This window comes from Pannonibacter sp. Q-1 (assembly GCF_054073275.1).
In genome coordinates, this window is the sequence record NZ_JBSXNB010000005.1 from 26,108 (window position 1) to 44,674 (window position 18,567).

General features: G+C 62.8%; 19 protein-coding genes. 7 read left to right on the top strand and 12 right to left on the bottom strand.

Translation table 11 applies throughout. The features are described 5' to 3' along the window. Nucleotides 1-382: 382 nt before the first annotated feature. The 4 genes from ACVNHC_RS15025 to rph form a co-directional block, all read right to left on the bottom strand. Nucleotides 383-601 (bottom strand): hypothetical protein, encoded by a 219-nt coding sequence (locus ACVNHC_RS15025; protein ID WP_457167761.1) that lies wholly within the window; start codon nt 599-601, stop codon nt 383-385. A gap of 422 nt (nt 602-1,023) precedes the next feature. Next, on the bottom strand, nt 1,024-2,181 hold the full coding sequence (gene hemW, locus ACVNHC_RS15030; protein ID WP_019964187.1) for a radical SAM family heme chaperone HemW: 1,158 nt from the start codon (nt 2,179-2,181) through the stop codon (nt 1,024-1,026). Next, entirely contained in the window at nt 2,178-2,819 is a 642-nt protein-coding gene (gene rdgB / locus ACVNHC_RS15035) for an RdgB/HAM1 family non-canonical purine NTP pyrophosphatase (protein WP_457167763.1), read from the bottom strand. Before rdgB ends, hemW begins: the two co-directional genes overlap by 4 nt. Before the next feature lie 8 nt (nt 2,820-2,827). After that, nucleotides 2,828-3,541 (bottom strand): ribonuclease PH, encoded by a 714-nt coding sequence (rph, locus tag ACVNHC_RS15040; protein WP_122522363.1) that lies wholly within the window; start codon nt 3,539-3,541, stop codon nt 2,828-2,830. A gap of 196 nt (nt 3,542-3,737) precedes the next feature. Here rph and hrcA point away from each other — a divergent pair, with 196 nt between their 5' ends. Both hrcA and ACVNHC_RS15050 read left to right on the top strand, forming a co-directional pair. Next, nucleotides 3,738-4,787: a heat-inducible transcriptional repressor HrcA gene (hrcA, locus tag ACVNHC_RS15045; RefSeq protein WP_058898193.1), complete on the top strand. Its 1,050-nt coding sequence runs from the start codon at nt 3,738-3,740 to the stop codon at nt 4,785-4,787. A gap of 30 nt (nt 4,788-4,817) precedes the next feature. Further along, the gene (locus tag ACVNHC_RS15050) at nt 4,818-5,624 is read left to right on the top strand and encodes a HesA/MoeB/ThiF family protein (protein ID WP_457167765.1); all 807 of its coding nucleotides are present in this window, start codon (nt 4,818-4,820) and stop codon (nt 5,622-5,624) included. Nucleotides 5,625-5,694: 70 nt separating this feature from the next. Here the strand turns inward: ACVNHC_RS15050 and secB are convergent, their stop codons facing one another. Next, complete coding sequence (gene secB / locus ACVNHC_RS15055; RefSeq protein ID WP_050473564.1) at nt 5,695-6,189, bottom strand: protein-export chaperone SecB; 495 nt, start codon at nt 6,187-6,189, stop codon at nt 5,695-5,697. Nucleotides 6,190-6,404: 215 nt separating this feature from the next. On the opposite strand from secB, the gene ACVNHC_RS15060 reads away from it, so the two are divergent. The 4 genes from ACVNHC_RS15060 to ACVNHC_RS15075 all read left to right on the top strand — a co-directional run bounded on the left by ACVNHC_RS15060 (nt 6,405) and on the right by ACVNHC_RS15075 (nt 12,560). After that, nucleotides 6,405-7,763, top strand: coding sequence for an ActS/PrrB/RegB family redox-sensitive histidine kinase (locus ACVNHC_RS15060; RefSeq protein WP_457167768.1), 1,359 nt, complete (start codon nt 6,405-6,407; stop codon nt 7,761-7,763). A 60-nt stretch (nt 7,764-7,823) separates the two neighbouring features. Continuing rightward, nucleotides 7,824-8,381 (top strand): ActR/PrrA/RegA family redox response regulator transcription factor, encoded by a 558-nt coding sequence (locus ACVNHC_RS15065; RefSeq protein WP_050473562.1) that lies wholly within the window; start codon nt 7,824-7,826, stop codon nt 8,379-8,381. A gap of 244 nt (nt 8,382-8,625) precedes the next feature. Then, nucleotides 8,626-10,422 carry a hypothetical protein gene (locus ACVNHC_RS15070; RefSeq protein WP_157757091.1) on the top strand — a complete coding sequence of 599 codons (1,797 nt, stop codon included), beginning with the start codon at nt 8,626-8,628 and terminating at the stop codon, nt 10,420-10,422. Between the two features lie 452 nt (nt 10,423-10,874). Next, entirely contained in the window at nt 10,875-12,560 is a 1,686-nt protein-coding gene (locus tag ACVNHC_RS15075; protein WP_457167771.1) for a methyl-accepting chemotaxis protein, read from the top strand. Nucleotides 12,561-12,638: 78 nt separating this feature from the next. Here ACVNHC_RS15075 and coaA read toward each other — a convergent pair whose 3' ends face one another. From coaA to hisF, 3 genes are all read right to left on the bottom strand, one after another. Continuing rightward, a complete protein-coding gene (gene coaA / locus ACVNHC_RS15080) occupies nt 12,639-13,604 on the bottom strand; it encodes a type I pantothenate kinase (RefSeq protein ID WP_050473560.1) in 966 nt (321 codons plus the stop codon). 124 nt (nt 13,605-13,728) lie between these two features. After that, nucleotides 13,729-14,052, bottom strand: a complete 324-nt coding sequence (locus ACVNHC_RS15085; protein WP_094462661.1) for a phosphoribosyl-ATP diphosphatase — start codon at nt 14,050-14,052, stop codon at nt 13,729-13,731. 53 nt (nt 14,053-14,105) lie between these two features. Further along, the gene (gene hisF / locus ACVNHC_RS15090) at nt 14,106-14,885 is read right to left on the bottom strand and encodes an imidazole glycerol phosphate synthase subunit HisF (protein WP_457167774.1); all 780 of its coding nucleotides are present in this window, start codon (nt 14,883-14,885) and stop codon (nt 14,106-14,108) included. A gap of 45 nt (nt 14,886-14,930) precedes the next feature. On the opposite strand from hisF, the gene ACVNHC_RS15095 reads away from it, so the two are divergent. After that, nucleotides 14,931-15,668 carry a DUF3800 domain-containing protein gene (locus ACVNHC_RS15095; protein WP_457167776.1) on the top strand — a complete coding sequence of 246 codons (738 nt, stop codon included), beginning with the start codon at nt 14,931-14,933 and terminating at the stop codon, nt 15,666-15,668. Nucleotides 15,669-15,809: 141 nt separating this feature from the next. Here the strand turns inward: ACVNHC_RS15095 and hisA are convergent, their stop codons facing one another. The 4 genes from hisA to hisB form a co-directional block, all read right to left on the bottom strand. After that, entirely contained in the window at nt 15,810-16,547 is a 738-nt protein-coding gene (hisA, locus tag ACVNHC_RS15100) for a 1-(5-phosphoribosyl)-5-[(5-phosphoribosylamino)methylideneamino]imidazole-4-carboxamide isomerase (protein ID WP_457167777.1), read from the bottom strand. Between the two features lie 63 nt (nt 16,548-16,610). Then, on the bottom strand, nt 16,611-17,264 hold the full coding sequence (hisH, locus tag ACVNHC_RS15105) for an imidazole glycerol phosphate synthase subunit HisH (protein WP_457167779.1): 654 nt from the start codon (nt 17,262-17,264) through the stop codon (nt 16,611-16,613). Then, on the bottom strand, nt 17,261-17,767 hold the full coding sequence (locus ACVNHC_RS15110; protein WP_457167781.1) for a DUF2628 domain-containing protein: 507 nt from the start codon (nt 17,765-17,767) through the stop codon (nt 17,261-17,263). The genes hisH and ACVNHC_RS15110 overlap by 4 nt, the downstream gene beginning before the upstream one ends. A 12-nt stretch (nt 17,768-17,779) precedes the next feature. Further along, complete coding sequence (gene hisB / locus ACVNHC_RS15115) at nt 17,780-18,373, bottom strand: imidazoleglycerol-phosphate dehydratase HisB (RefSeq protein WP_457167783.1); 594 nt, start codon at nt 18,371-18,373, stop codon at nt 17,780-17,782. Nucleotides 18,374-18,567: the final 194 nt, after the last annotated feature.

Consider the following 18,567-nt stretch of genomic DNA (forward strand, 5'->3'; position numbering starts at 1 on the left):
ACCCGCGTATATCAAGCCCGGCTTCTGGCATTGCAGCAGAATAGGCTGATATTGCCCTCTGCATCAATAGCCCGATTGTGAACAGCCTGACACCAACAGATTGACAGCCCGTGAAGCCAGTTGAGGGCCCTGTATCATACGAAAGACTATTTGCTGCACCGCTGTTGTCGCAGTGCAGCATGAAAATAGAGGGAAATCCTATTTTGCTTAAGGACTTATTGCCCGCGAGTTGAAGCCCCCGGCGGGGCTGTCCTGACGGCAGGCGGACGGATCGCCGGTTATCTGGTCTGGTTCCGAAAGGACAACACTGCCTACGACGTAAGGCCCTCGTGCATATTTTCCCGATGGGTAGGCCCCGCACATAGCGCGGGGCCATTGTTCATCAGCCGAACAGATCGCCTTGAAGAGGTTCAATCTCTGGGAATTTTTTTCCCGTATTGATCTCACTTACTCTTCCTTGGTTCATTTCGAGAAGAGCGGCGATTTCGTGCTGATACATACCGGTTTTAAGCAGCGCTTTGATGATCGCAGCTTTCTCCGGCGTTACGGTGGATGATTTCCGCTTGCGCGGAGGCGGCACAACAAGAGGGGGCATATCCATAGCGGATAAACTCCTTGAAATTGCGCTATCGCACTTGTCCCGGAAGGAGGGACACGATATCGTTTTTCCGTGTAAAGGGGGGCTGCGGATATCGGTTCCTTCTCTCCAGGTGACCCGTTTGCGATGGCTAGTTGCTTATGCGGGTCATTTTGATTCTGAGGTCGGCGCTGAAGGGTGAGATTTTCAACGCCGATCTCAGATGTCTCTCGATCATCAAGATCGAAACACACAACCCAAGCTAAGCTATAACGAGATTCGTTTGGAGTCGTATGGACGGTAGGCCACCTTTGTCCACAGAGCTAGCCATAAGGGACTAAGAATGTTCTTCTTTTGTTCTATATTTTGACGCGAAGCACAGATGCCCGTGAAAATTTTGCATTGGGGCACGAACACAATTCCTTAGCCACACATACACAATCCGCTCAGGCCGCCAGATCCGCCACGACTGCATCCAGCACGAAAAAGCCGTCGCGGGTGGCGCGGACACGGGTTTCGTCCAGCTTCTCGACCATGCCATGCTCCAGCAGGTCGTTGAGGCGGCGCGGGTCGATGGAGCGGCCGGACAGCCGCTCGTAGCGGCGCATGTCGACGCCCTCGATCAGCCGCAGGCCCATCAGCAGATATTCATCGCCCTGCTCTTCGTCACTCAGCGGCAGGTCTTCCACCATGCCGTGGCCACGCTCCTCCACATGGGCAAGCCATGTTTCCGGGTGGCGCTCGATGGCTGTGGCGCGCTTGGTGGCGCCCAGCGACAGGCGGCCATGGGCACCCGGCCCGACGCCCACATAATCGCCGTAGCGCCAGTAGACGAGATTATGACGGCATTCCGCGCCCGGGCGGGCGTGGTTCGACACCTCATAGGCCGGAAGGCCGAGATCGGCGGTCAGATCCTGCGTCAGCTCGTAGAATTCGGCGCCCAGATCCGGGTCCGGTACGATCAGCTTGCCCGCCTGATAGAGGTTGAAGAAGGGCGTGCCTTCCTCGATCGTCAGCTGATAGAGCGACAGGTGATCGGCGGCGAGTTTCACCGCCTGACGCAGTTCTGCCTCCCAGCCGGTCACCGTCTGGCCGGGCCGGGCATAGATGAGGTCGAAGGACAGGCGCGGGAAGGTTTCGCGGGCAATCTCGATGGCCTGCAGCGCCCCGGCCACGTCATGCAGACGGCCAAGCTGGCGCAGGTCCTGATCATTGAGCGCCTGCACGCCCAGCGATACCCGGTTGACGCCCGCCGCCCGGTAGCCGCGGAAACGTTCCGCCTCGACGCTGGAGGGGTTTGCCTCCAGCGAGATTTCCACGTCCGTATCAATCGCCCAGTGCCGGGCAATCGCCTCCAGAATGCGCTCCACCGTGCGCGGCAGCATCAGCGAGGGCGTGCCGCCGCCGAAGAAGATCGACTGCACCGTCCGGTTCGGCGTCCAGGCAGCAAAATGCGCCAGCTCCCGCTCAAAAGCCGCAACAAAGCGGTCCTGATCGACCGGCTGGTGCCGGACGTGGGAATTGAAGTCGCAATAAGGGCACTTGGCCGCGCAGAAGGGCCAGTGCACATAGATGCCGAAGCCGCCGTCCGGGGTGGTGGTCATTCTTGCTCCAGGCAGGCCTTCGAAAAGGTCACAAAGGCGCGGGCGCGATGCGACAGGGCGGGGGTGGTGGCCGACCAGCCGTGTTTTTCCGCCGAAGTCATCTCGCCGAAGGTGCGCTCGTGGCCATCGGGCTGGAACATCGGGTCATAGCCGAAGCCCTGCAGCCCGCGCGGCGGCCATACGATCTGGCCTTCCACTTCGCCGCGGAAGAACTCCACATGGCCATCGGGCCAGGCAAGGCACAGCACGGCGACGAAGGACCCGCGCCGGTCTTCGGCCGTCACGGCACCGGCCTGCTGCAGCTTTTCTTCCACATTGCGCATGGCCATGGAGAAATCCTTCTCCGGACCGGCCCAGCGGGCGGAATAGATGCCGGGATCGCCATTGAGAGCGGCCACGCAGAAGCCGCTGTCATCGGCCAGCGACGGCAGGCCGGAAGCCTCCGCCGCTGCGCGGGCCTTCAGCTCCGCATTGGCCTCGAACGTGGTACCGGTTTCTTCCGGCTCCGGCAGATCCAGCTCGCCGGCGGAAACCACATCGAAGCCATAGGGGCCCAGCAGCTCGCGGATTTCGCGCAGCTTTCCGGCGTTGTGGGTGGCCACGACCAGACGGCCCGGCTCCAGCTTGCGGTGTGCCATGGGGTGCCTCACAGGATGGACATTTTCTGCAGGTCGATCAGGCGGCCGATGCCGCTGCGGGCGAGATCCAGCAGCGCCTTGAACTCTTCCTCGGAGAAGGGTGCGCCTTCCGCCGTGCCCTGGATCTCGACAATGCCGCCAGTGCCGGTCAGCACGAAGTTGGCGTCCGTCTCGGCAGCCGAATCTTCCTCATAATCGAGGTCCAGCACCGGGTTGCCCTTGTAGATGCCGCAGGAAATGGCAGCCACATGGTCCTTCAGCACCGGCTTCTTGACGATCTCGCGGGCGCGCATCCATTCGATGCAGTCATGCAGGGCCACCCATGCGCCGGTGATGGCGGCCGTGCGGGTGCCGCCGTCGGCCTGGATCACGTCGCAGTCGATGGAAATCTGGTTCTCGCCGAGGGCTTCCAGATCGACCACGGCGCGCAGCGAGCGGCCGATGAGGCGCTGGATTTCCTGCGTGCGGCCGGACTGCTTGCCGGAGGAGGCCTCGCGGCGCATGCGCGTGCCGGTGGCGCGCGGCAGCATGCCGTATTCGGCCGTCACCCAGCCCTTGTTCTGGCCGCGCAGCCAGGAGGGCACGCGCTCTTCCAGGCTGGCGGTGCACAGGACGTGCGTGTCACCGAACTTCACCAGACAGGAGCCTTCGGCGTGCTTGGACACACCACGCTCCAGAGTGACGGACCGCAGCTCACCGGCGGCGCGTTTGGACGGACGCATATCTGGCTCCTGACTTGAAAATGGCCGGTACAGCGCACTGGCCCACAGATCTTTCCGCGCTTGTAGCCCTGAGACCCGAGAGCCGTAAAGGCCTGCTTGCACTCTGCGGCCATTTTGGTCCTATATCTTGCAGAAGAGCCGTGAATTGCCCGAAGCTGGCAGAGCACGAAACCCGGCAGAGGATGAGGTTGGATACGTGAGCCTGACCGATCTGGACAAGCGGTCCCGCGAGATTTTCCGCTCCATCGTCGAGACCTATCTGGACACCGGCGAGCCGGTCGGCTCGCGCAATGTGGCACGCGGCCTCGGCATGTCGCTGTCACCGGCTTCCGTGCGCAACGTGATGGCCGATCTGGAGCATCTGGGGCTGCTCTATTCCCCGCACACCAGCGCCGGGCGCCTGCCCACCGAAACGGGCCTGCGCTTCTTCATCGACGCGCTGCTGGAGGTGGGGGATCTTTCGCAGGAGGAGCGCGAGCGCATCGACGTGCAGGTGCGCGCCTCCAGCCACACCAAGGGCACGATGGAGCACGTGCTGACGGAGGCGAGCCAGCTTCTGTCGGGGCTTTCCAGCGGGGCGGGCGTGGTGCTGACCCACAAGCAGGATGTGCGCCTGCGCCAGATCGAGTTCATCCGCATCGAGCCGCTGAAGGCCCTCGCCGTTCTGGTGGGGGAAGATGGCTCGGTGGAGAACCGCATCATCGACCTGCCCGCCGGCCTGCCGCAGTCGGCGCTGATCGAGGCGGGCAACTATCTCAATGCCCAGATCCAGGGCCGCACCCTGTCGGATGTGCGCCGCGAACTGGAGCGCCTGCGCGAGGCCAACCAGGCCGAACTGGACAGCCTGACCCAGAAGATCGTCGAGGCCGGCCTTGCGGTCTGGGCCGGGGAGGGCGGTGAAAGCGACAGGCTGATCGTGCGCGGCCAGTCCAACCTGCTCACCGATGTGGATGTGGCGGAGGATCTGGAGCGGGTGCGCCTGCTGTTCGATGATCTTGAGAACAAGCGCGACCTCATCCAGCTGCTCGGCCTTGCCGAGAAGGGCGACGGGGTACGCATCTTCATCGGTTCGGAAAACAAGCTGTTCTCGCTGTCCGGCTCGTCGCTGGTGGTTTCGCCCTACCGGGACCGGGAGCAGCGCATCGTCGGCGTTCTGGGCGTCATCGGCCCCACCCGCCTCAACTATGCCCGTGTGATCCCGATGGTGGATTACACGGCCCGCCTCGTCAGCCGCATGCTCGGCTGACGGGCTTTCCAGACACAGACAGGATCCGTCATGTTTTCTCCCGCAGAGCTGGAGCGCTATGCCCGTCACATCGTGCTGAAGGAGGTGGGCGGGCCGGGCCAGCAGAAGCTGAAGGCCGCGCGCGTGCTTGTCATCGGCGCGGGCGGGCTCGGCGCGCCGGTGCTGCAGTATCTGGCGGCGGCGGGCGTGGGCACGCTGGGCATCGTCGATGACGACACGGTGTCGCTCTCCAATCTGCAGCGGCAGGTGATCCATGACACGGAGCATCTGGGCGAGCCGAAGGTGTCGAGCGCGGCCGAAGCGATTGCCCGGCTCAACCCCAATGTGTCCGTTGAGCCGCATCCGGTGCGGCTCGCGGGCCACAATGCCATGCAGCTGGTCCAGCGCTATGATCTGGTCATCGACGGATCGGACAATTTCGCCACCCGCTATCTGGTGTCCGATGCCTGTTTCTTTGCCCGCAAGCCGCTGGTGACGGCTGCCGTGGGGCGCTTCGACACCACCATCACCCTGCTGAAGCCCCATGAAACCGGCGCGGACGGCACGCCCAACCCGACCTACCGCTGCCTCTTCCCGAAGCGTCCGGCAGACGGCCATCTGCCAACCTGCGCCGAGGCCGGCGTTCTGGGGGCGCTGACGGGTCTTGCCGGGACGCTGCAGACGCTGGAAGCCATCAAGGAGATCACCGGCATCGGCTCCGGCCTGACCGGGCGGCTGCTGATGATCGACACGCTGGCCATGCGCTTCGAGACGATCAACTACCGCCGCTCGCCCGCCAATCCGCTCAACGGTGACAATCCGAAGACCTGGGCGGAGCTGCTGGAAGAGGCACACTGACCCTTGAAAAGCAAAGGCCGCAGCCCTGAGGGTCTGCGGCCTGAAGCCTTGCCGGAAATGGCTGTCCGGATCAGTTCGGAACCGGAGCCGCTTCCTGGTTCGCCATGTTCTGGCGGTAGAGCTGGGCGAAGTCGATCGGGTCCAGCATCAGCGGCGGGAAGCCGCCGTTGCGGGTCGCATCGGCCAGGATCTGGCGTGCAAACGGGAAGAGCATGCGCGGGCACTCGATCATGACGAAGGGGTGCAGGTGCTCGTTCGGCACGCCGTTGATGCGGAACAGGCCGCCATAGACCAGCTCCACGTTGAACATGACCATGTTCGGGCGCTCGGCCTTGGCGCTCAGCGACAGGACCACATCGAAATGACCATCGGCGACCGGCTGGGCGCTGACGTTCACCGAGATGTCGAGCTTCGGCTGTTCGCCCTGCTGCAGCGAGCGCGGCGCGTTCGGGTTCTCGAAGGACAGGTCCTTGATGTACTGGGCCAGGATGCTGAGGCCCGGTGCTTCGCCGCCCTGTGCATCGCTGCCCTGCGCCGCGGCGCCACCTTCGTTGATGTCCGTCATCTGTCTCGTATCCGTCTTTCAGTTTCAGGCCCGGCAGAATGCTCCGGGCCATCAAGCGGCAAGCCGGTGCCCGCTCGTCGGTCGCAGAACACCATCTGGACTGGCTGGCTAGCACGCGAACACCTGTTCACACAAGAGGCCAGGGCATACAAGAGGTGAGGGCACACAAGAGGAGAGGACTTGCCACGGCACGGATTTCGGCCCAGTTAGATGCCATGAACGACCCAGTTGAATCCGGTTTCATCCTTTCCCACCGCAGGCTCAGCCTGGATACGCTGGTGCGCCTGCGCTGGCTGGCGGTTGCGGGCCAGACCGTGGCCCTGCTCGTGGTGCAGCTGGGGCTGGGCTATCCGGTGCCCTCCGCGCCTGCCTTTGCGCTGGTCGCCTGTTCGGCCTGGCTCAACGTCTTCCTGAAGATCCGCTCCCCTTCCGCCAAACGCCTGCCGGACTGGGCGGCGGCCGGGCAGCTGGCCTATGACATCCTGCAGATGAGCGGCCTGCTGTTCCTGACCGGCGGTCTCGGCAATCCCTTCGCCTTCCTGCTGCTGGCGCCGGTGATGGTGTCGGCCACCGGCCTGTCGGGCCGCTTGACGCTGATGCTGGGCCTGCTGGTGACGGTCTGCGCCACGCTGCTGGCTTTCCTCCACCTGCCGCTGCCCTGGCCGGAGCCGCATGTCTTCTCGCTGCCGGATGTCTATTCGGTGGGCGTCTGGGTGGCGCTTGTCTCCTCCCTCGCCTTCATGGCCGTCTATGCCTTCCGCGTGGCCGTGGAAGCGCGCCAGCTGGCTGATGCGCTGGCCGCCAGCGAGCTGGTTCTGGCGCGCGAGCAGCATCTCAATGCCCTCGATGGTCTTGCCGCCGCCGCCGCCCACGAGCTGGGCACGCCGCTGGCAACGATTTTCCTGACGGCCAAGGAGCTCTCGCGGGAATTTGATGAGGGGGATCCGCGCCGCGAGGATGTGGTGCTGATCCGCGCCCAGGCCGAGCGCTGCCGCGATATCTTGCGCCAGCTGACCACCCTGTCGAGCGACAAGGACCAGCTGTTCCAGCGCATGCCCATGTCGCAGCTGATCGAGGAAGTGGTGGAGCCGCACCGCGGCTTCGGCATCGACATCAAGGTGGGTTTCGCCGGCAAGGAGCCGGAGCCGGTGGGCGTGCGCAATCCGGCGATCCGCTATGGCCTCGGCAATCTCCTTGAAAACGCGGTGGATTTTGCAGCCTCCGCCGTTCAGGTGAAAACCTCCTGGGATCACCGGACCGTCCGGATCGAGATCCGCGATGACGGCCCCGGCTTTACCCCGGACGTTTTGTCGCGGATCGGCGAGCCCTACATCTCCTCCCGCGCCTCCCGTTCCCAGACCGGCGGTGGCCTGGGACTTGGCTTTTTCATTGCGAAAACCTTGCTGGAACGGACCGGCGCGCGGCTGATGCTGGAGAACCGCCCGGCCCCGGAAACAGGGGCTGTCGTGCGTATTTCCTGGCCCCGCAGCAGCATTGAAGGCGCCACGGATATGGACCCGGCCGCGGTTTCTGGCCATATAAAGGACACTATTCACGAGCGAGGGGCTCCGTGAGCGGCCAGACACCATGCTGGCAGCGGAGCTGATCACGTCTGTAAATACAGGACGGCACCCATGAGTGACACAGAGCTTCGCAAGATCGAGGCGGAAGACAAGAGTCTGCTGCTTGTTGATGACGACAAGGCCTTCAACCAGCGCCTTGCCCGCGCCATGGAAAAGCGCGGGTTCGAGGTGGAAACAGCGGAAAGCGTGCGTGAGGCCATCGCCAAGGTGGGGGCCCGTGCTCCGGCCTTTGCCGTGGTCGACATGCGCCTTGAAGATGGCAGCGGCCTTGACGTGATCGAGGCGATCCGCGAAAGCCGCCCCGACGCCCGCGCCGTCATCCTCACCGGCTACGGCAACATCGCCACGGCGGTGACGGCGGTGAAGCTCGGCGCCATCGACTATCTCTCCAAGCCCGCCGATGCGGATGAGGTTTTTGCCGCGCTGACCCGTGAAGGCGACGAGAAGGCCGTTCCGCCGGAAAACCCCATGTCCGCCGACCGCGTCCGCTGGGAGCATATCCAGCGCGTCTATGAAATGTGTGAGCGCAACGTCTCGGAAACGGCGCGCCGGCTCAACATGCACCGGCGCACGTTGCAGCGGATTCTGGCCAAGCGCGCCCCGCGCTGATGTGAGACCGTGCGGCGCATGAGCAATTTCAAGGCAGGATGCGTCAGCATCTCTGAGCCTTGGTGTAAGCCGGGCCGCCAGCCTCGCACCAGATGCAATTGATAGCGCTGGGGCACTTCCGGCGCTTTGGGTGCGGGCGTCAAATGAGCAAAATCCCGCCCCAAGTGTTTGCGATATTGCCGTGAGTGGCACGGCAAGGCTAAAAGCGGCTCGCGCCGGGCTTGTCCCGGACGGGTGCAAACGCATGAAGATGAGGGACGACATGGGGTGGATGTTCAGCGGCGGTGCCCGGGGTGCGACGGCCGGACTTCTGACGCTTCTGGCGGCCACGTTCCCTGCGCAACCCGTCTTCGCCCAGAGCCTGCCGGAGCAGATCCGGGTGCAGGTCGTTCCGGCCGAGCCGGGCATCCGCTCCATTCTGGTCAACAAGCGTTACCGCCCGATCATCTCTCGCGGCATTGAAGGCGCCGTGGTCGAGACTGTGACGGGCGCCGTTGATCCGTCCACGGTCGGCTGTCAGGTCGAGCTTGAAATCACGCTGGAGAACAGCCGCGTCCTGCGCGAGAGCGCCGATATCTGTGCTTCCGGTGGCGCGGTGACGGTGGATGTGAAGCGTGAGGTTGGCGGCCGTCCGCGCGTCGTCGGCGGTGCAGGTGTCACTCCAGCGCCGGCCAGCCCCTCGGGCTCCTCTTCCTCGCAGCCAGCTCAGAGCCAGAGCACGCAGACCCCGGCCGCAACGGCTCCGGCGGCGCAGGCGCCCCAGACACAGCCGCAGACACAAACCCAGCCTCAGCCGCAGGTCCAGACGCCGCCGCAAACGCAGGCCCAGCCGCAAACCCAGAGCGAGCCCCAGAGTGAGTCCCGGCCGCAAGTTCAGGCTCCCGTTCAGCAGAGCCAGCCGGCACCGCTGCCGCCGCTGGATAGCCCCGTCCAGCCGGCCGCGCCGGTGGAGCGGGAATGGACGGTCACCGGCACCGAGCTTGGTTCGACCCAGGCTCAGCTCGTGCATGGCTCGGCGCAAGGCGCGGATGCCGATTTCATTGCCCGCTGCACGCCGCAGTCCGGCTTCATTACCGTCAGCGTGCCCCAGACCGCCGCTCCGGTCTATCAGGGCAGCCCCGTCTCCGTGGCGCTGAAGTCGGAAGAGTTCTACACGGGCTATGATGCCACCGGCTCTGACGCGAACAACCCGCAAGGGCGCCCCCTGCCGGAGTTCACCGTGGCCGCCACCGATCCTGTCTGGGATGTGATGGCGCGCAAATCCGTGCTGGAGGTGATTGTCGAGGGGGCTGTCACGCCGGTGTCCCTGAAGGGCAGCGCCCGTTCCGTGCGCCTGTTTGCCGCCGCTTGCGCCTTGCCGGACCAGATCGTGGACCCCAACTCCAACCCGGCCATGGCGGGCGGCATGGGAGATCTGGCTTGCGCTGAACTTGGCGGGATCCGCTCGCTTGACGGCGGCTTCCGCGGCCGCATGCTGTTCCGCAACGCCCGGGGCGGACCCATTGATGTGTTCTGGATCGATTATTCCGGCATCCAGCAGTTCTATGCGCGCCTTGAGCCGGGGCAGGTGCTGGATCAGGAATCCATCATCTCGAATGCCTGGCTCGTCACGACCGATGTGGGCCAGTGCCTCGGCATTTACATCAGCCGCGAGCCGCAGCAGACCGTGGTGATCGGACAGTCGAATGCAGGCCCCATACCCGGTCAGCAAGGCCTGCCGCAGGGTGCCTTCACTCCCGCTCCGCCCGTGCAGCCCATGCAGCCGCAGGCTCCGGGCATGCTGCTGCCGCCCGCGCCCATCGGCAATGTCAGCACCACGAACTATGTCTGCACCGCCGGTATCGACCTGCAGGTCGTCTATGACACCGCCCGCGGCGTTGCCATGGTGACCGAGTTCGGGCAGGTCTCCGTCACGCTGCCGCGCGTCAATGGCGGGACAGGCTTCCGTTATGAATCAAACGGCTATGTCCTGCAGGGCCAGCGGGACAACGTCACCTGGTCCCGCCCGGGTCTTTACGACGTCTTCTGCGGGCGGGGGTGAGCTCAGCCAGGCCTTCTGCTGGATTTCAGATACGCCGCAGGGCGACTTTTGAAATCCGGTGATTGGCATCCTTGGTCAGGATCAGGTCGGCGCGCGGTCTGCGACCCGCCGGTTCGATGCCGCAGGCCATGGCCGGGGGCGTTAATTAAGTCAATTATCTTTGTAAAGGCGGCATTAATCTTGAAGTGTAGTTTGGCGGAACGAGGGACATTGCTGTCGTAATCGAGTTTGACCAAGTATCCGTGACATTGCCCCGGGGGGTGAAGTGGTTCCGGTTTCCGTTACGAGAGAAAAGGTTATATTCTTTCCGGACATCGTGAAAATGCAATCTGGACGCGACCTGGTTTTTTCTATGCATTTTGTGATGGTAATTGATCTGAAAAAAGTTCAGGAAGAGTTTACCCGTTTTACCTAGTGTACCTTTAGGTAAGAAATGACCGGGAAGTCAAAAGATGTTCTTCACACGTCTGCCCTTGGTTTGGAAAATCTCCATCCCTATCGTTACAACATTCATCTTCATGGCAATTTTGGGTTTTGTCAGCCTGATCGCTCTTGACAAATCCATGCTGGATGAGCGGTTGAATTCGATCCGTGAACTTTCCAAAGCATCGCAGGCTATTGCGGCGGCGTATCATGCCAAGGAACAAAGCGGCGCGCTGACCCGCGACGAGGCTCAGGCAGCCGCGAAGGAAGCGATCGGTGCGATCCGTTTTGACGGCGACAACTACATGTTTGTCTATGACGAGACGGGCAAGAATCTCGTTCACGTCAATGCCAAGCTCATTGGCACAGATATGAGCGGTGTCAAAAGCCGGGACGGTAAGCTTATTGTCATGGATCTGATCACTGCTGCACGCAAAGGTGGCGGGTCGGTGGTTTATGACTGGCCGCGCCCTGGCAGCGATGTTGCTATCGACAAGTGGAGCTGGGCTGAAGGGTTTGCCCCCTGGGGCTGGATGATTGGCACGGGGGTCTATGTTGACGATCTCGATGCATCCTTCTGGAGCCAGGCGATGTTAGTCATTGCCATTGCTGTCATTGGTGCCGTCGTTGCCGGGATTGTTGCAGTCATAACAGTGCGCAGCATTGGCCGTCCGATTGCCAACCTGACGGCGAACATGGGCCGGCTGGCGGAGGGTGACAGCAACATCACGATCGAGGGTGCCAACCGGGGCGATGAAATTGGTCACATGGCTGCTGCCATGCAGGTGTTCGTGCGGAACGAGCAGGCCCGCAAGTCGCTGGAGAGCGATCAGGTGGCCCGTCAGGAGGAAGCATTGCGCCGTGGCGAGGAAGTGCAGCGGCTGAGCGCCGACTTTGACAGCCAGATCACTCAGATGATGAGTACCATCGAGCTTTCGGTCAAAAAGCTGCAGGACGCCTCTCACGAGATGATAAGCGGCGCGGAGCAGACCACACGCCAGACCGAAACCGTTACCTCCGCATCAGAGCAGGCTGCACGCAACGTTGAGACCGTGGCGGCTGCTGCCGAGGAACTGTCAGCCTCCGTTGCCGAAATCCGGCGCCAGGTGCAGCAATCGACCCAGATTGCCTCCAAGGCTGCGGCGGAAGCCAGTTCCAGCAACAGGCGCATGACGGGCCTGTCGGAAGCGGCTGGCCGCATTGGTGAAGTTGTGACGCTGATCCAGGCAATTGCAGAACAGACCAATCTCCTTGCCCTGAATGCGACGATTGAGGCTGCTCGGGCGGGTGAGGCTGGACGGGGCTTTGCGGTTGTGGCCGCGGAAGTGAAGGAACTCGCCACCCAGACCTCAAAGGCAACGGAAGAGATTTCGTCTCAGATTTCCGCCATTCAGTCGGAAACCGAAAAGGCGGCCGAAGCGATTTCCTCGGTGACGCAGATTATCGACCAGATGAACGACATCGCAGGGTCCATCGCCTCATCTGTTGAGGAGCAGGGTTCGGCGACCTCCGAGATTGCCCGCAACGCGACCGAAGCCTCGCGCGGTACGATGGAAGTGACGTCTAACATCGGGGAAGTGTCGCGCGCTGCGGAGACGACCCGCGTGACCGCGAGCACGGTTGATGCTGCCGCGCAACAGCTCGAGCAGAATGCCGGCCAGCTGCGCCGCCAGGTGGCAGACTTCCTCGGTGGTGTCCGCCGCCAGGCTTCCTGACCGTCAATCTGACAAGAAGACCCCGCCGTGCAGAACACGGCGGGGTCTTGCTTTTCGGGCCAGGCCTTCTCCCGGATTTCAGATGCGCCGCAAGGCGACTTTTGAAATCCGGTGATTGGCATCCTTGGTCAGGATCAGGTCGGCGCGCGGGCGCGTCGGCAGGATGTTTTCCTGCAAATTCAGCAGGTTGATGTTGGTCCAGATGGTCTTGGCCGTGGTCAGGGCTTCCTCATCCGTGATCCGCGAGTAGCGGTGGAAATAGGAGCCGGGATCGCGGAAGGCGGTTTCACGCAGGTGCATGAAGCGCTCCACGTACCAGGTCTCCAGAATGTCCTCCGGCGCGTCGATATAGACCGAGAAATCGAAGAAATCCGAGACGAAGGGCACGGCACGGCCATCCTTGGGCAGCTCCCGCGTCTGCAGCACATTCAGGCCTTCGACGATGAGGATATCCGGCTGGTCGATGGTGACCGAGTGGCCGGGCATCACATCGTAATAGAAGTGGGAATAGAGCGGCGCCCGCACGTTGCGCTTGCCGGCCTTGATGTCGGACAGGAAGGTCAGCAGCGCCGTGCGGTCAAAGCTCTCGGGAAAGCCCTTGCGCTGCATCAGGCCTTCGGCTTCCAGCACCGCATTGGGGAAGAGGAAGCCATCGGTGGTGACCAGATCCACCTTAGGGCTTGCCGGCCAGCGGGCGAGCAGGGCGCGCAGGATGCGCGAGGTGGTGGACTTGCCCACCGCCACGGAGCCTGCAACGCCGATGATGAAGGGCGTCTTGCTCTCCGCCACGCCGAGGAAGCGCTTGGTCGCCTGATGCAGGATCAGCGTGGCTTCGGCGTAATAGGCCAGAAGCCGCGACAGCGGCAGATAGATGCTCTCCACCTGCGCCATGGAAATGGGGTCGTTCAGGGCCCGCAGCTCGCTCACCTCGGCAGAGGTCAGCGTCATGGGCGTGTCGGCGCGCAGCCGCGACCATTCGTTTTCCGTGAAGACCCTGTACGGCGACAGGTCCATGGTTTCGGGGCGGATGACAGTCTGGTCCATGGGCGGCTCTGTCCCGGTTGTTCCAAGGGATTGCATGCGGGCCTTTCCGGTCCGGATGCTGTGTCTCAAGGCATCCGCGATGCCGGCGCATCACGCCTTGAAAGGCTCAGGCGCCGCACGGGCGTCAGCTTGCAGGCCGCGAGGCCTTTTCCTCAAGGCCGGTCTGCCCGGTGCGTGCGGCCAGTTCCGCCATGACCTCGTCAAGGCTCACATCGCAGACTTTCAGCACCACCATGAGATGATACAGAATATCCGCCGCCTCACCCTTGAGGCCATCCCTGTCGCCCTGCACGGCGGCAATCGCTGCCTCCACGGCTTCCTCGCCCAGTTTCTGGGCGCATTTGCCGATGCCCTTGCCCACCAGCTTGCGGGTGTAGGACATGTCGTCATCGCTTGCCGCACGGGCCGCTACGATGGCTTCCAGATCGGCCAGAGTGAATGCGGTCATCAGAGCAGTCTTTTCCCGTAACAGGTGAAACTTACACCGGATTTCGGCCGAAATCAGGTATCCATTCGCATAGGTATCCCTGCGGCAGCCATGTGGGTTTTTGCCTCACCGATGCTGTAGGTGCCGAAGTGGAAGATCGAGGCGGCCAGAACGGCCGTCGCATGGCCATCGCGCACGCCTTCGACGAGATGATCAAGCGTGCCGACGCCGCCAGAGGCAATCACCGGCACCGGCACCGCATCGGCAATCGCCCGCGTCAGGGCAATGTTGTAGCCGGACTTGGTGCCGTCCCGGTCCATGGAGGTGACCAGCAGCTCGCCCGCGCCCAGCTCCACCACCTTTTGCGCAAACTCCACGGCATCGATGCCGGTGGCGTTGCGCCCGCCGTGGGTGAAGATCTCGAAGCGCGGCGCTTCACCTTCCGCATTCACCTGCTTGGCGTCGATGGAGACGACGATGCACTGGGCCCCGAATTTCTCGGCAGCCTCGCGCACGAAATCCGGATTGTTGACCACCGCCGTGTTGATCGACACCTTGTCGGCGCCCGCGATCAGCAGCTTGCGGATATCCTCCACCGTGCGCACGCCGCCGCCGACGGTGACGGGCATGAAGCAGGCCTCCGCCGTGCGCCGCACCACGTCGAAGATCGTGTCCCGGCCCTCATGGCTGGCGGTGATGTCGAGGAAGCACAGCTCGTCGGCGCCAGCGGCATCATAGGCCTTTGCCGCCTCCACCGGGTCTCCGGCATCCACCAGATCAACGAAGTTGACGCCCTTGACGACACGGCCGTCCTTGACGTCGAGACAGGGAATGATGCGGGCCTTGAGGGTCATGCGCGGGCCTTTGCAATTTCATGGCCACGCAGATATGGAATCTGAATGGCAGAGACGGACAGTTCTTACATCTTCTATGCGGACGAAAGCGGCGATCATTCGCTGACGTCCATCGACGTGAACTTTCCAGTTTTTGCCTTGTCGCTCTGCGGCTTCAAAAAATCAAGCTATTGCAGCCAGATCGTTCCCCGCTTCCAGCGGATCAAGTTCCACTACTTCGGCCATGATGCCGTCATTCTGCATGAGCACGAGATCAGAAAGCAGAAGGGCGATTTCAGGCTTTTCACCGATCAGAGGCTGCGTCAAAGCTTCCTGCAAGATGTGTCGGATTGCATCGAGGCTTCGTTCTTCCGGATCGCCGGATGTGTCATCCTGAAAAGTGAGCTGAAGCTGGATTTCTTTCCGGACAATCCCTACGCCATCGCCCTTGGGATCTGTCTCGTCAAAGTCCATCAGTTTCTGAAGGCAAAGCAGGAAACCGGCAAGCGGACGTTCTTCATCTTCGAGAAACGCGGGACTCGGGAGGATCAGGAGCTTGAACTGGCCTTCCGGCGCATCATTGCCGGAGACAACCAGATCCGGACGCCAATGCCTGGTTTCGAGGCGATTTTTCTCGACAAGAAATCCAATTCGATTGGCCTGCAGATTGCCGATCTGACCGCAAGGCCCATGGCCCTCAGCGTGTTCCGCAAGGATCAGCCGAACCGGGCTTTCGAGATTCTGTCCAGAAAGATGATCGGCGGCACCTCTCTGGGTGCGAAGGGGCGCGGAATCTTCGCCTGAAAAGCGAAAGGCCCCGGATTACTCCAGAGCCTGACGCCGACCGGGAACCCCCAATCCATTTGGTTCAAAGATAAGGGATTTTCAGATTTTGTCAAGCCTTTTCATAGGCTTAAGCAAGAAGTCCCAACCCCTTCATCTGATTCAGCTTTCCCTTGCCGCCCGGATCAGGGCCATGGCTTCGGCCGGGTCGAGGCGGCCGTCGTAGAGGGCGCGGCCGGAGATGGCGCCTTCCAGGATGGCGCAGTCCGGCTGCAGCAGGCGCTTGATGTCCTCGATGGAGGCAAGACCCCCCGAGGCGATGACGGGAATGGACACGGCAGCGGCCAGTTCCAGCGTCGAGGGGATGTTGAGACCCTTCAGCACGCCGTCCCGGTCGATATCCGTGTAGATGATGGCCGAAACGCCGGCATCCTCGAAGCGTCTGGCAAGATCCACGGCGGTGAGTTCGGAGGTTTCCGCCCAGCCTTCCACCGCCACATGGCCGCCCTTGGCGTCGATGCCGACGGCGACCTTGCCGGGGAACTGGCGGCAGGCCTCGCGCACCAGCTCCGGATCACGCACGGCGACAGTGCCGAGAATGACGCGGGTGATGCCCTTGGCCAGCCAGCTTTCGATATGGGCGAGCGTGCGGATGCCGCCGCCCAGCTGCACCGGGTTTTTCGTTGCGCCGAGAATGGCTTCCACCGCCGCGCCGTTGACGCTTTCTCCGGCAAAGGCGCCGTTGAGGTCAACCACATGCAGATACTCAAAGCCCTGATCTTCAAAGGCCTTGGCCTGCGCTGCCGGATTGTCGTTGAACACGGTGGCCTGGTCCATGTCGCCCAGCTTCAGGCGCACGCACTGGCCGTCCTTGAGGTCGATGGCGGGAAAAAGGATCATGGCAATGTCTTTCTTGCGGCGCCTGCCGCGCCTTGGTCGTGCATCGGGCGTGAAAGCCGGGTCTCAGGGCTTCCAGTCAAGGAAGTTGGCAATGAGGCCGAGGCCGAGCCGCTGGCTCTTTTCCGGGTGAAACTGGGTGCCCACCATCGTGTCGCGCGCCACCATCGCGGTGAAGGTACCGGCATAGTCGAAGGTGGCCAGCCGGTCTTCCGGACGGGCGCAGGCGAAATGGAACGAATGGACGAAATAGGCATGCAGCCCGTCCGGCCCGATGGCCAGTCCCTTCAGCACGGGGTGCGTGTCAGGATGCACGCTGATCGTGTTCCAGCCCATGTGCGGAATCTTCAGCGACGGATCAGCCGGCTGCATCGCCGTAACATCGCCGTCGATCCAGCCGAGGCCTTCCACCGTTTCGAATTCCAGCCCGCGCGAGGCCATGAGTTGCATGCCGACGCAGATGCCCATGAAGGGCTTGGCCTTGCGGCGCACGCTTTCTTCCAGCGCCTCGCGCATGCCCTCGACGGCCTCAAGCCCCCGGCGGCAATCGGCAAAGGCACCGACGCCCGGAAGGACGATGCGGTCAGCCTTCAGCACCTGGTCCGGATCGGAGGTGACGATCACATCCGGCACCTTCGCATGGTCGCGGGCGGCGCGTTCGAAAGCCTTGGCAGCCGAGCGCAGGTTGCCCGAGCCATAGTCAATTATGGCGACAGTCATCTTGCACTTTCTCCTGCAAAACCGGAGCCGGACAGCGTCAGGCCGATCACCTGCTCACGGCCAAAGCGCGGCACAAAGCCCTGCGGCTGCGGGGCAGCCGGTGTGTCCACCGGGCGCGGGGCCGGGCGGTAGGCGTTGAAGAAGCGCAGCTCGGCCTCTTCTCTGTCCTGCCCCGTGACAACGCCGGCAAAGATCCAGCCCTTGCGCTCCAGCGACCAGCGCCGCAGGTTGCCGCTCTCAAGGCCGATGAGAATGCCGGTCAGGAAGGCGAGAACGCCGGGGATCGACTGGCTGAAATTCTGCGCAATCAGCTCCAGCACCAGCGAAACGGTGAGATAGGCCAGAAACGGCAGCCACAGCCGGTGCACCAGCATCCAGATGCCGGTGAAGACCAGCGCCGGGGTGGAGAAGCCGTCGCGCACGAAAACCGCCTTTTGCGCCATGGCGGGCGTCAGTTCACGCCCCTCCGCCTCCGGTGGCAGCATGACCATATATGTGCTCATTGCCCTGCCTCCTCAGCCGCCCAGCTGGCCCTTGGTGGTGGGCACGCGGCCCGCCTGGCGCGGATCGATCTCGATGGCCTTGCGCAGCGAACGCGCCACGGCCTTGAAACAGGTTTCCGCGATATGGTGGCAGTTGCTGCCATAGATGTTGGCAACATGCAGGGTGATGCCCGCATTCATGGCGAAGGCGCGGAAGAATTCCTCGAACAGTTCCGTGTCGAACTCGCCCACCTTGTCGCGGGAGAACTCCACCTGCCAGACGAGGAAGGGCCGGCCGGACACATCCAGCGCGCAGCGCGTCAGCGCCTCGTCCATGGCCAGATGCGTGTCGGCATATCGGGTGATGCCGGACATGGACCCCAGCGCCTGAGACAGGGCCTGCCCCAGCGCGATGCCGGTATCCTCCACCGTGTGATGGAAGTCGATATGAGCGTCGCCCTCGGCGCGCACCTTGATGTCGATCAGCGAATGGCGCGCAAGCTGTTCCAGCATATGGTCGAAGAAGCCGACCCCCGTCGCCACGTCATAGGCGCCGGTGCCATCGAGATTGATCTCGACCTCAATGCGGGTTTCCTTGGTGTTGCGCGAAATTGCCGCTGTGCGCATCTGTCATCCTTCCATCGGCCAGCCTTACTACCTGCCTGGCGAAACCGCGCCGTTTTAGCAGGCGGTGCCACGCATTGAAACACAAATGGGCAATCTGGCCAGAGACTTCTTTGCCAGAACATGGATGCCGGGGAAACGTGCGGTTCTGGCGTTGCCGCAGCGGGCCTGCTAGGAAGCGGCAACGCCTCACCTCC